This is a genomic window from Spirillospora sp. NPDC048824 (assembly GCF_043198455.1).
In the GTDB taxonomy this organism is placed as follows: domain Bacteria; phylum Actinomycetota; class Actinomycetes; order Streptosporangiales; family Streptosporangiaceae; genus Spirillospora.
In genome coordinates this window covers 67,141-79,599 of sequence record NZ_JBICUS010000014.1, presented here as the reverse complement: position 1 = coordinate 79,599, position 12,459 = coordinate 67,141, and the positions used below count along the sequence as shown (strand labels likewise).

Annotated in this window: 11 protein-coding genes; 4 read left to right on the top strand and 7 right to left on the bottom strand. The window is 73.2% G+C overall.

Annotation, left to right across the window (positions count from 1 at the left end):
- Positions 1-98: 98 nt before the first annotated feature.
- The 4 genes from ACGFIS_RS26105 to ACGFIS_RS26090 all read right to left on the bottom strand — a co-directional run bounded on the left by ACGFIS_RS26105 (position 99) and on the right by ACGFIS_RS26090 (position 5,325).
- Complete coding sequence (locus ACGFIS_RS26105) at positions 99-599, bottom strand: DUF4234 domain-containing protein (RefSeq protein WP_392898468.1); 501 nt, start codon at positions 597-599, stop codon at positions 99-101.
- Positions 600-810: 211 nt separating this feature from the next.
- On the bottom strand, positions 811-2,346 hold the full coding sequence (locus ACGFIS_RS26100) for a metallophosphoesterase family protein (protein WP_392898470.1): 1,536 nt from the start codon (positions 2,344-2,346) through the stop codon (positions 811-813).
- Between the two features lie 447 nt (positions 2,347-2,793).
- Complete coding sequence (locus ACGFIS_RS26095; RefSeq protein WP_392898473.1) at positions 2,794-3,726, bottom strand: diacylglycerol/lipid kinase family protein; 933 nt, start codon at positions 3,724-3,726, stop codon at positions 2,794-2,796.
- 3 nt (positions 3,727-3,729) lie between these two features.
- The gene (locus ACGFIS_RS26090; protein WP_392899575.1) at positions 3,730-5,325 is read right to left on the bottom strand and encodes an FAD-binding oxidoreductase; all 1,596 of its coding nucleotides are present in this window, start codon (positions 5,323-5,325) and stop codon (positions 3,730-3,732) included.
- A gap of 73 nt (positions 5,326-5,398) precedes the next feature.
- On the opposite strand from ACGFIS_RS26090, the gene ACGFIS_RS26085 reads away from it, so the two are divergent.
- The 4 genes from ACGFIS_RS26085 to ACGFIS_RS26070 all read left to right on the top strand — a co-directional run bounded on the left by ACGFIS_RS26085 (position 5,399) and on the right by ACGFIS_RS26070 (position 9,080).
- Entirely contained in the window at positions 5,399-6,037 is a 639-nt protein-coding gene (locus tag ACGFIS_RS26085) for a TetR/AcrR family transcriptional regulator (protein WP_392898476.1), read from the top strand.
- On the top strand, positions 6,034-7,605 hold the full coding sequence (locus tag ACGFIS_RS26080; RefSeq protein ID WP_392898479.1) for a glycerol-3-phosphate dehydrogenase/oxidase: 1,572 nt from the start codon (positions 6,034-6,036) through the stop codon (positions 7,603-7,605). Before ACGFIS_RS26085 ends, ACGFIS_RS26080 begins: the two co-directional genes overlap by 4 nt.
- Positions 7,606-7,695: 90 nt before the next feature.
- Positions 7,696-8,598 carry a sucrase ferredoxin gene (locus ACGFIS_RS26075; protein WP_392972862.1) on the top strand — a complete coding sequence of 301 codons (903 nt, stop codon included), beginning with the start codon at positions 7,696-7,698 and terminating at the stop codon, positions 8,596-8,598.
- Between the two features lie 185 nt (positions 8,599-8,783).
- Entirely contained in the window at positions 8,784-9,080 is a 297-nt protein-coding gene (locus ACGFIS_RS26070) for a WhiB family transcriptional regulator (protein WP_021600082.1), read from the top strand.
- 286 nt (positions 9,081-9,366) lie between these two features.
- On the opposite strand, the gene ACGFIS_RS26065 is transcribed toward ACGFIS_RS26070, so the two are convergent.
- The 3 genes from ACGFIS_RS26065 to ACGFIS_RS26055 form a co-directional block, all read right to left on the bottom strand.
- Entirely contained in the window at positions 9,367-10,071 is a 705-nt protein-coding gene (locus ACGFIS_RS26065) for a phosphoribosyltransferase (RefSeq protein WP_392898484.1), read from the bottom strand.
- 126 nt (positions 10,072-10,197) lie between these two features.
- The gene (locus ACGFIS_RS26060; RefSeq protein ID WP_392972860.1) at positions 10,198-11,184 is read right to left on the bottom strand and encodes a phosphotriesterase; all 987 of its coding nucleotides are present in this window, start codon (positions 11,182-11,184) and stop codon (positions 10,198-10,200) included.
- Between the two features lie 39 nt (positions 11,185-11,223).
- Positions 11,224-12,342, bottom strand: a complete 1,119-nt coding sequence (locus ACGFIS_RS26055) for a YihY/virulence factor BrkB family protein (RefSeq protein ID WP_392972858.1) — start codon at positions 12,340-12,342, stop codon at positions 11,224-11,226.
- Between the last annotated feature and the right edge of the window lie 117 nt (positions 12,343-12,459).

Sequence of the window (12,459 nt, the reverse complement as noted above, 5' to 3'; positions counted from 1 at the left end):
CCACCTCGGGGCGCACGCGAAGACCCCTCCGCGACGGGTGATGGCGGAGGGGTCCGGTGCGGGTCTTGTACGGGGCCAGGGCCGTGGCCCCTAGCGCATCACGCGACCAGGGAGACCTGCTGGCCCGCGGGGGTGTCGCCGTAGCGGTCGGCGACCTTGTTGAGCTGGATCTGGTAGTACAGGACGCCGAAGCCGAGGATGCCGAGCAGGAAGCCCATGCCGCCGCTGCAGCTGGCGGGCAGCCCGGCGGCGCGCTGGGCCCCGGCGATGCGGCCGCCGAGCTTGACCCACATGATCAGGGGCCAGATGCCGAGGGTGATCGCGCCGAAGAGCATGGACAGCAGCGCGTTCACTGCGGCGTTGTCGATGCGGCGGTCGTACTCGTGCAGCTCGTTGTGGACCTTGAAGAACCACACGAGGCCGTAGATCCCGAAGGTGATGATGGGCAGGCCGAGCCAGGCGCCGACCGGGTTGCGGCGCTTCATGTTCGCGCCGGCACCGACGGCGACTGGGCCCTGCTGCTGCTGGGCGGGCGCGTAGGCGCCCTGGTAGGCCTGCTGCTGTTGTGGCTGGCCCTGACCCTGCTGGGGATAGCTCATTGAGTTGCTTCTCCTGTGGACGCGGTCGAACTCCGGCCGACCGCCCGAACCGGTCACCCGTCTGGTTGATCAACGACTGTAACGGCGTTCATGCACGTCGTGGGCCAGGTTCGCCACCTTTGACGGCATTTCTGGTGGATTCTCCAACGCGCCGACCCCGGCCACCACCCCGTCCCCGCAACGACCCGAGGCATCGCGATCGCGTCCAGCCCTAGGGCCCGACGCCAAGGGAACTGCTCAAGGGAACGGTGACTTCGTCCTCGCAGGGCGGGGTCGCCTCGTGGTCGCCGCAGCCCGTGGCCGCGTAGCAGCGGATCCGCAGCCGCGACTCCGTCACGTCCAGGCGCAGGAAGCTCTTGAAGAACGGCGGGTCGTCCCAGTCCGCCAGTTCCGAGCGGAAGCGCTGCGGCAGTTTGTGCACGGGGACGCGCAGCATCCGGGGGCGGTGCCGGTCGCCGCGCGGAACGCCCAGCAACGATGCGACGAGCCGGGCCCGGAAGGACGGCTCGGGGCTCTTGTAGCCGCGGCCCGGCCTGATGCCCAGCCGGTGCCGGACGGCGGCCGTGGCCTCCTCGGGGGTGAGTTCGAAGAACCGGGGCAGGTGCAGCCACCGGCCGTACAGCTTGCTGTAGCGGGAGAGGGAGTCGCCGCGCAGCGGGTAGCAGCGGAACCGGTCCTCCTCCACCACGCGCGTCCGGGGGATCGTGTGGGTCGCGTGCATGAACGCGCCTCCGCCGCCGGCGACGATGTACTGGATCGTCCGCCCGTCGACGGTCGTGAGCGGGTAGCGCTGGTAGTTGTGGATGTCGCCGCCGATCGCCGCCACATAGTTGTGCGCGGGGTCCCGGACGATCTCGTCGACGGTCCCGCCGCCCTGGATCTTGCCGGGACGGTGCTCGTCGTCCACGTACAGCGGTTTTCCGGTCACGAGCAGCTTGGGTTTCGGACCGGCGGACACCTCTCGCAGCCAGCGGCCCTGGCCGCGGTCGACGGTGCCCGTGATTCCGGTGTCGATGCCGATGATGCGCAGCGAGGGCGTGTCGATCGCCCAGTACGGTCCGGGCTGTACGGCCTGCTGGCCGGGCGCGCCCCTGTACCGCCGGCGGGCCTCGCCGAGCGTGCCCGAGTCGACCTCGCCCGGGTCGCGCCAGAGCAGGCGCGGCAGGAACGAGAGGGGACCGCGCCACGGGGGCGGCGAGCAGTCCGCGTCCAGGTCGCAGAAGACGTGGAGGAAACCGCGCAGTCCGTCGTACCAGTCGTGGTTGCCCGGGACTGCGTAGATGGGGGCCGGATAGTCCGTGTAGGGGCGGAAGAACTTGCCCGGGTACTGGTCCGCGTCCCCCGCCGGGTAGATCACATCGCTGGCGATGATCATGAAGTCGGTGCCGGCGGCGGCGTGCAGCAGCGGCGGGACGACCGCGTACTGCGACCGGTCGCCCTCGCCGGTGTCGCCGAGCAGGGCGAACGAGAACTCCGGCTCCGTGCGGTGGACGGTGAACGCCGCCGGCGTCCCCCGCTCGCGCAGCGCGGCGACGCAGCGGCGGCGGATCGCGTTCGAGGGGTCGCCGAACAGGCTCGCGAGGACGTCGTTGCGGGACCGCCACAGCACCCTCGGGCGGCGCCAGGAGAAATCGGTGACGCGCTCGGGAAGCAGCTCGTTGAAGGTCCCCGGTTTCCGGCAGACCCACCCGGCGCCCGCCTCAGAGGTGCGCGAGTTGTCGGGACCGGGGTTCACCTCGGCACACACAGAACGCCTCCGGGCAGCGGCGAGCCTTCTCGTCCCGATGTCACCGGCCGGCTCCCGACGGCCCAGCGGGGACGTAAAGGTTCGGATAGGGGGTGCCCATAGCCTGTCCGGACGCGATCTCGGCAGTCAAGCGGACTTGCCGTAGCCCGGCATGCGAGGTTCTCCGGCGTACTGCGGCGTTCTCCGGCGCGGAATGCGGGTCAGCGCGTGTACGTGGTGGACGCCGGCGCCACCCCCAGAGACGCCGGCGCCACCACGACGAGGGCGCCTGCGTTCTTCATGAGTCCCCCCAGAACGGCGAACTCAGTCGCCTTCTCATGATGCTTCCGCAGACGGCCCCAACGGTCCCTTAGCGGGACGTAACTGACGCTATCCGAGGGACCGTAATGCTGGCGTAAACCATCCCAAATATCGGGCCAAACCCTGGGCCGCCGGCGAATCCGCTGGTCAGGGCGCCAGGACGCGGAGCGCGCCCGGCATCACCCGGGCCGTGACCGGCAGCGTCCCGGGCAGTTCGCCGTCCGCGCCGTACGGAAGCGTCCTGCCGGGCGGGCCCGCCAGCTCGATCCGTACTTCGCGGCCGCGCATGACCTCGACCTCGGGCCTTCGCACGTGCGAGCCGTCCTCCAGTTCCCGCATGACGGAGAAGAAGAGCTTCTTGGGCGCCTGCCGGATGAGGATCACGTCGAGCAGCCCGTCGTCCACCGCCGCGTCGGGGGCGATGTGCTTGCCGAACCCGTAGTAGCCGGAGTTGGCGGCGACTACGGTGTAGCCCTGCCGCGCGTGCGACTCGCCGTCGACGGTGATCAGGTAGTCGGCCGGGCGCCACGAGACGATCGCGCGGAGCGCCCCGAAGTAGTAGGCGGCGGAGCCGCGCAGCAGCCGCGTCCTGTTCGCATTGTCGTTGGCGACCGCGTCCACGCCCGCGTAGACGCTGCCGAGGACGGCCGTGCCGTTGGCGTCGATGGCGTCCACGGCGCGCGGTTCGCCCTCCAGCAGCAGCCTGGCCAGCTCCTCCGGGTCGGAGGGGATGCCGAGCTGCCGCGCGAAGTCGTTGCCGCGTCCCGCCGGGACGATGCCGAGGACCGCGCCCGTCCCGGCGTCCATCTCGGCCAGGGCGCCGCCGACGCAGCCGACCATGCCGTCGCCGCCGACGCCGAGCACCACCCGCCCCGTTCCCGCGGCGGCGCGGGCGACGTCCGTGGCGTGCTCCAGGCCGCGGCTGTACTCGACCGCGACGTCGGCGCCCGCTTCGCGCAGCAGCCGGGCCAGCGTGATCAGCGACGAGGCGGACGCGGAGCCGCCCGCCGCCGGGTTGACGATCGCGGTGAACGAACGCGGGCCATCGTCACCGGTGGCCTCCCGGTTCGCTTCGCTCATGGGTCACTCCCCTGCGGCCGGCGGGACGAGGACGCCCGGGTTGAGGATCCCGGCCGGATCCACCCGGTCCTTGACGGCGCGGAGCACCGCGGCGCCCAGCGGCCCGATCTCCCGGGCGTACCAGTCGCGATGGTCGGTGCCCACACCGTGATGATGGCTGATCGTGGCGCCCGCGTCGATGATCGCGTCGTTGGCGGCCCGCTTGGCCGCGTCCCAGTGCCCGACCGGATCCTTACCCTGAGCGGACACGACGGTGAAGTAGAGGGACGCGCCCGACGGGTACACGTGCGAGATATGGCACATCACCAGCGGCGGCGTGCCCGCGCCCGACAGGGTGCCGATCAGCGCGACCCGGACGGCCTCGTACAGCGCGGGGATGCCCGCCCAGAAGGCGGCGGTCTCCAGCGTCTCCACGAACGCGCCCACGTCCAGCAGCGAGTCGCGCAGGTAGGGGGCGTTGAAGCGGCCGTGCTCCCACTTCTCGCCGGGCCCGGTGCCGAGCGGTTCGCCGCCGGCGGCGCGCAGCACGTCCGCGGCCCGGGCACGCCGCTCGGCGACCCGCGCCGGGGCGCCCTCGAACCCCAGCACGGCCAGGCATCCCGCCGATCCCCCGTCCTCCAGCCCTCCGATGGCACCGGGGTCGGCCAGGCCGATCATGGTCTCGGTCTCGTCGGAGAGCCGCAGCACCGCGGGCATCGGCCCGTCCTGGGCGAGCCGGCGCAGCGCGGCGGCGCCCTCCGCGAACGACGCGAACCGCCAGCCCTCGTACTCCCTGGCCTCCGGGACGGGATGGATCCGGACGGTCACGGAGGTGATCACCCCGAACGCGCCCTCCGAGCCGAGGACGAGCTGCCGCAGGTCGGGCCCGGCGGCGGACTTGGGCGCCCGGCCGAGATCGAGGGGGCCCTCCGGGGTGGCGACGGTCAGCCCGACGACCATGTCGTCGAAGCGGCCGTACCCGGCGGACGCCTGCCCGCTGGACCGCGCCGCCGCGAACCCGCCGATCGTCGCCCACTCGTACGACTGCGGGAAGTGCCCGAGGGTGTAGCCGTGCCCGGCCAGCAGCGCCTCGGCGTCGGGGGCGCGCAGGCCGGGCTGGAGGACGGCGGTCCGGGCGACCTCGTCGACCGAGACCAGGGCGTCCATGCGGCGCAGGTCGAGGGCGATGAACGCGCCGACGCCGGCCGGTGCCAGGCCGCCGACGACGGAGGTGCCGCCGCCGAACGGGACGACCGCGATCCGTCGTCCCGCGCAGTACCGCAGCACCGCGAGGACCTCGTCGTGGGTGCCGGGCAGGACGATCGCGTCCGGCGCGTCGGCGGTATCGCCGGCGCGGATGCGCAGCAGGTCGGGAGTCGACTTGCCCCGCGTGTGCCGGACGCGCGTCTCGGTGTCGGCGCGGACGTTCCGGTCGCCCACGAGCTTCGCCAGCGCGGTCAGGTCGCCGGCCGGCAGCCGGGAGTCGCGGACCTCGAGGCCGGCGAGGGCCACCGGGGGCCGCTCGGCCGGCCGGACGCCGAGCATCTCGCGCAGCAGGCCCACGACCTGCTCCGGCAGCGGCGCGGCCCGGCCGGGATCGCCCCAGCCGCTCCACAGCATGTCCCGCGTCTCCACCCGCGCCTCCCGTCGCCGGCCTGCCGCCGGCCTCGAAACTGTGCTTACACTGTGACACATGACGTCGAATCGTCACAACAAGGTGGAGCGCGACACGCCGCAGCGCAACGGGCCGGGCGGCCGGACGGCGGACGACACCGTGCTCGACGCCGCGCGGGACTGCGTGCTGGCCGTCGGGGTGCGCCGCACGACCCTGACCGACATCGCCCGCCGCGCCGGCGTGTCCCGGATGACGCTGTACCGCCGCTGGCCGGACGTCCGCACGATCGTCGCCGACCTGATGACCCGCGAGTGGGTCGGGCTCGGCGACACCCTGCAGCCGCCCGACGACGGCCGCCCCGTCCGGCCCCGGTTCGTGGACGGCCTGGTGACCGGCGTGCGGGCGTTCCGCGACCACCCGCTCCTCCGCAAGATCATCGAAGTGGATCCGGAGCTGCTGCTGCCCTACGTCCTGGACCGCTGCGGCGCCAGCCAGCTGGTGTTCCTGGAGCTGTTCGAGGAGGCGCTCAGGGCCGGGCACGCCGACGGCACCGTCCGCCCCGGCCATCCGGCCCGGCAGGCGCGCTCGGTGCTGCTGGTCGTCCAGTCCTTCGTGCTGTCGGCGCCGACGATGCTCGACGACGCCGACCCCGACCTCGATTCCGACGCCTTCGACGCCGAACTCCGCCACATCCTGGAAAGGATGCTCGCGCCTTGAACACACCAGATCTCCACGCACGGACCCCGCAGATCCCCCGCACCTCGCTCAACGCGGCGCGCAGGGAACGCGAGCTCGCCGCCCTGCCGGACGAGGTCGTGGACGTCCTGGTCGTCGGCCTCGGCGCGACCGGGGCGGGCACCGCGCTCGACGCCGCGTCCCGGGGCCTGTCGGTCGCCGCGATCGACGCCCACGACCTCGCGTTCGGCACGTCCCGGTGGAGTTCCAAGCTGATCCACGGCGGGCTGCGCTACCTCGCGTCCGCCCAGGTGGACGTCGCGCACGAAAGCGCGGTCGAGCGCGGCGCGCTGATGCGGCACACCGCGCCGCACCTCGTGCGCGCGCTGCCGTTCGTGATGCCGCTGACCCCGCTCGTGTCCCACTCTCGCGCGCTGGCCGTCGGTGCCGCGCTGCACGCCGGGGACGCGCTGCGGCTCGCCGCGCGCACCCCGCGCTCGGTGCTGCCCCGACCGCGCCGCCTGTCGGCGGTCGAGACGCTGCGGCTGGCGCCCCCGCTGCGGCCCTACGGGCTGCGCGGCGGGCTGCTGTCGTGGGACGGCCAGCTCGCCGACGACGCGCGCCTGGTCACGGCGCTCGCCCGGACCGCCGCCGGGTACGGCGCCCGCATCCTCACCCGCTGCCGCGCCGTCACCCTCGCGGGCGACGGCGCGCTCGTCCGCGACGAGCTGACCGGCCGGGAGTTCACCGTCCGGGCGCGTTCGGTGGTGAACGCGGCCGGCGTCTGGGCGGGCGGCCTGGTGGACGGGGTGCGGCTGACCCCGTCGCGCGGCACCCACATCGTGGTCGCGGCGGAGACGCTGCGCGGATTGTCGGCCGGGATGCAGATCCCGGTCCCGGGAGCGGCCAGCCGGTACCTGCTGGTGCTGCCGCAGGGCGACGGCCGCGTCTACGTCGGCCTCACCGACGAGCCCGCGGAAGGGCCGATCCCGGACGTGCCCGAGCCGACGGCGGGCGAGATCGGGTTCCTGCTCGACATCCTCGGTTCCGCGCTGGACGTCCCGGTGCGGCGCTCGGACGTGCTGGGCGCGTTCGCCGGGCTGCGCCCGCTGCTGGATCTCGGGCGGGGCCGCGACACCGCCGACATCTCCCGGCGGCACGCCGTGCTCACCTCGCGGGACGGCGTCGTCACGATCGTCGGCGGCAAGCTCACCACCTACCGGCGGATGGCGCAGGACGCCGTCGACGCGGCGGCGCGCGTCCGCGGGCTCGACACGGTGGCGAGCCGGACCGCCCGGCTGCCGCTGGTCGGCGCCGCGTCGCGGGACCGGCTGGACGCGCTGGACGTGCCGTCCCGTCTCGTCCAGCGGTACGGGGCCGAGGCGCCGCTGCTGGCCGCGCTCGCGAAGGACGACCCGGCGCTGCTGGAACCGGTCGCCCCCGGGCTGCCCGTGCTCGCTGCGGAGCTGGCCTGGGCGGTGCGGCACGAGGGCGCCCTCGACGCGGGCGATCTGCTGGACCGCCGCACCCGGATCGGGCTCGTCGCGTCCGACCGGGCGGCCGCGCTGCCCGCCGCCGAGTCGTTCCTGCCCCGAGCCGCGGTGCGCTGATCCGCCTTCCCGGCCCCCCGGCCGGTTTGGACCCGATACGTTAGGTTACCCTTACCTAAACGATCGAAGATCTACGGGGGTCTCCTTTTGATGCGCGGCGACGCCTGCGGGCACTGTCCCGGCAGCCACACCGGGGAGCGGCCGTGCCTGGCGAGCGCGACGGCGAAGGCGCGCGCCTGGCTGCTCGTCGAGCATCCCGGCCCCTGGCCCGAGCGCGTCGAGGACCTCGCCACGCCCGCACCGGTCGGTGAGGCGGTGCGGGCCGCGCGGAAGGCGGGCGTCCGGCCCCAGCTGATCCGCCGGCCGGGGCGGCGGCGCCGCACCCCGCCCCTCCAGGTCTACGCGGCGTTCTCGCGCGGCGCGGAGGTCTGGATCGAGGGACGCGAACTCGCCGACCCGGCGGAGCTGGAGGCGCTCGATCTGGACGCCCTCGCCGCCGGCCGGTCGCCGGGCCTCGGGGAGCCGGTGGCCGAGCCGCTGCTGCTGGTCTGCACGCACGGGCGCCACAACGTCTGCTGCGCCCGCGCCGGGGGGCCGCTGGCCCGTACCCTCACCGCACGTTTCGATCGCCTCGTATGGGAAACCACCCATGTCGGCGGTGACCGATTTGCGGCGAATTTGGTATGTCTTCCACACGGGCTCTACTACGGCGACCTCGGCGAGACCCAGGCCGTGACGGCGGCGGACGCCTACCTGCGGGGCGAGGTCGTCCTGGACAGGCTGCGCGGACGCGCCGGAACGCCCGAGCCCGCCCAGGCGGCGGAGCACTTCGTCCGCGCACACACCGGCCGCCTTGGCCTGGACGACGTGACCGTGCGATCGATCACGGGAACATCCCGGTACGAAGCGGTCGTTGTAGTACAGGAGAGCCGTTACCGGGTCGTGGTCGAGGCCGTCGAGCAGTCGGCGCCATGCGGGCCGGGATGCGGGGAGAACCTGAAAACCTACCTTGTTAGGGAACTCACCCTTCTCAACGAGGCGGCCCTCGTGTAATCTCTCTGAGGCCCCATTCGAGGGTCTTCGTGTCGCACGTCCCCAGGTTTCCGGCTTAACCGGACGGGGAACAGAGCGGCAACTCTGGACGTTGGACCATTCGGCGCTTCTGACTTCATGTCGCCTGAAGCATGTCGAGCGTCCATGTCCTGAAATTGTTCGAAACCAATCAAGGTGGGTGTTCCATGGCTCAGGTACGTCGGCAGGCAAACCTCCCTCGTCCCAGCTGGGGCTGGCAGGACGCCGCGGCGTGCCGGGGGGAAGACCTCGTCCTCTTCTTCGGTCCCGACGGCGAGCGTCAGCCCGAGCGCGAGATCCGCGAGCGTAAGGCGAAGCAGATCTGCATGGGCTGCCCCGTCCGGACGGAGTGCCTGGACTACGCGGTTTCCAGGCCCGAGAAGTACGGCACGTGGGGCGGTCTGAACGAAGACGAGCGCGCGTCCGAGCGCCGCCGCCGGATGCGTCGCGCCAACGCCGCCTAGTCGAGTACGCAGGCCGCTACAACGCTCCCATCGGAAACCCCGGCACGCCACCGAAAAACGACACGGCCCCGCCCCGCGGGGCCGTTTGCGTTGCCCGGGCCCGGTCCACGCGGACCGGGCCCGGGTGCTTCGTCACATCTGCGTCACATGTGAGTCACATCGCACCCGACTTTCCGCAGAACCGTGCTTTTACCGCAAGCGCCCTCGCGATGCGGCCATTTTTCAGAAAGTCGCCGCACCATTTTTCGCCGCCGTCCCGCCCGGACGCCCGGGCCGGGCGGCCGGGTCAGCCCGTCTCCCGGACCCGCGCCGCCCGGTCCAGCCAGGCGATCACGTCGTCGTCGGTGAGCTGCTCGAAGTCGCGGTACCACTGGCCGACCGCGCGGAACTCCCACGGCGCGGCCGGCACGACCATGTCGTCCACCTCGGCCTCCAGGCCGCGGACGGTCTCGGCGGCGCCCACCGGCACGGCGAGCACCAGCCGGGACGGCCCGCGCTCGCGCAGCGCCCGCACGGCGGCCCTCGCGGTCCCGCCGGTGGCGAGCCCGTCGTCCACGACGATCACCGGGCGGCCCGCGGTCTCCGGCAGCGGCCGCCCGCGCCGGTAGACCTCGACCCGGCGGCCCAGTTCGGCGCGTTCGGCCGCCACCGTGGCCTCCAGGTCCTCCTCGCGGAGCCCCAGCCGGCGCAGCAGGTCGGCGTCGAACACCGGCGAGCCGCCCTCGGCGATCGCCCCGACGCCCAGCTCCGGCTGCGGCGGGTATCCGATCTTGCGGGTCACCAGGACGTCGAGCCGGGACCGCAGCCGCCGCGCGACCTCGTACCCGACGGGGACGCCGCCCCTCGGCAGCGCGAGGACGGCCGCGCCCTCCAGGCCCATCGGCGCGAGCCGCTCGGCGAGCACACGGCCCGCCTCGGCGCGGTCGGTGTAGGGGAGCCGGACGGTCTCGGTCTGCTGGAGGTCATCGCGAGCGGATCTGTTCCAGGACATCCGCTCACCCCCTTCCGGGGTCACCCCTACCCACTCCCGCCGCGCCCAGAGGCTCCCACGAACGCCGACTTGCGGCGCGACGCCCCGAAGGGCACCCCGATGAGCGATACGCGCAGGTGGACGAGCTCAGGAACCGGTGAGCCAGCGCAGCGGGTTGTCGTGCAGGATCGCTTCGATGGTGGCTTCGTCGGCCCCGGCGGCGCGCAGCGCGGGCAGGAACGTGTCGAACAGGTATCCGAAGCCGGCGCCGCCGTACCGGGTGACCTGGGCCATCCGGGAGACGCCGGTGCTCAGCAGTACCCGGGAGGCGTGCCCGGCCTCCAGCAGGTCCATGACGCAGCGGACGCGCGCGCCGATGGCCGCGTGGTCCTCGCCCGCGAGGCCGAGCGTGCCGAACGAGACATAGCCGCCCGTCTCGGCGATCTTGCGGTGCTGGCCGGGGTCGTCCACCCGGTCCTGCTGGCCGACCGCGACACGGTCGGGGGACAGCCCGGCGGCGGTGAGGATCTCCATCTGGGCGAGGCCGGCGCGGCCGTAGGTGGCGACCGACAGCCCGGAGTAGCGGGCGGCCCGGGCGGCGGCGCGCAGGCAGAGCTCCTCGGCTTCGGTGGGCGCCTCGCCCCAGGTGCCGATCTCACCGATGACGCCCGGCAGGGAGTTGGTGCCGTCCATGCCGAAGCCGACCTCGGCGAGGAGCCGCTCGGCGAGCCGCTCGACACCGGTGGGCCCGTCCGGACCCGCCTCCGCGGCGAGGGTCTCGCTGACGAACGCGGGGTGGAACGGCTCGGTGAACACGCCCGTCCCGGCGACCACGGCCACCCGGGCGCCGGCGCTGATCCGGGCGAGCGCGGCGGCGTTGCGTCCCATACCGGAGCAGGTGAGGTCGACGACGAGGCCGAGGCCGTGCTCCTTGCGCAGCCCCGTCAGCTCCCGCTGGACGGCCTTCTCCTCGTCCAGCCAGCGGCCCGGATCGGACTCGACCAGCTGCGGGCGCTGCGGCCAGCGCAGATCCATCTGCAGGTGCTCGTGGGAGAGCACCGGCCCGGTGACGTCGGACGTCGCGATCATGCCGGTCACGGTCCGGAGCCGGCCGGTCTCCTCACGGGGGGTCATGTCAGGCGAGGTTACGACATGTTTTGCCTTATCAGGACCTCATTCGGGGTTGTTTTTACTTCCCGCGTCCTCGTCCTCCCGCCGCTCCTCCGCCTGCGCGTCACGGACGGCCCGCGCCCGCGCGGTGTCGGCGCTCGGCCACAGCCGGTCGATCTCGGCGTTCAGCGCGGCGCCGATCAGCACCGCGATCGCCGCGACGTAGAGCCAGGCGAGCACCGCGATCGCGGCCGACAGCGACCCGTACAGCGACACCCCGCTGAGCGACCCGGCCAGGAAGAGCCGCAAGCCGAAACTGCCGGCGATCCAGATCAGCAGCGCGAGGACGGCGCCGGGCAGGTCCCACCGCCACGGCGTCCGCACCGGGACGCTCAGGTGGTACAGCGTCGCGAGGAAGACGATCGACAGGGTCACCACGACCGGCCAGTAGAGCGCCTGGACGAACTCGGCGCTCTCCGGCAGCGCCCGCCGGACCAGCGTGGGCCCCGCCACCAGCATCGGGATGACGATCAGCATGACCAGCAGGCCGATCAGGTAGAGGAAGAACGCCCGCAGCCGGGTGCGGATCATGCCGCGGATGCCCGAGAGCCCGTAGGCGATGCTGATCGTGTCGATGTAGACGTTCGTCGCCCGCGACCCCGCCCACAGGGAGAGCAGGAAGCTGAGCGAGATGATGTCGGGACTGCCGCCCTCGATCACGCCGTCGATCAGCGGGACGACGACCGTGTCGACCGTCGAGCCCGTCAGCACGGTTCCGGACTGGTCGATGACCCAGGTGCGGATCTCGGTGACGGTGCCGCGGCCGAACATGCCGCGCAGGTGGCCCATCGTGCCGATCAGCCCGATCACCAGCGGCGGCAGCGACAGCAGCGCGAAGAACGCCGCCTCGGCGGCCAGCCCGGTCACCCGGTAGCGGAACGCGCCCACCGCGGTGCCCTTGGTCAGGGTCCAGGCGACCCGTGGCACCGCGCCCGCGCCCGCACGGACGCGTGCGCGCAGGAGGCGGGCCCGGCCGCGCGGACCGGAGCCGCCCGGGTCGGGGGCGCCGTCAGGATCGTGAGCGTCCGCCTCGGGGTTGCCCGGATCGAGGGCGGTGGGGCCCTCGTCCGGATCGGAGTCCCCGGCCGGGGGGACGCCCGCGGCGTCGGAGACGGTGGTCACACCGCCCCACCGTAAAGCGTTACGGGCCCGGAACATGCCGCATCGCCCATTTCAGTGGTCCGCTCCGCGCGTCGCGTTCCGACCGCCTCCCCCGCCCGAATGTCGCGTCGGCGTGTG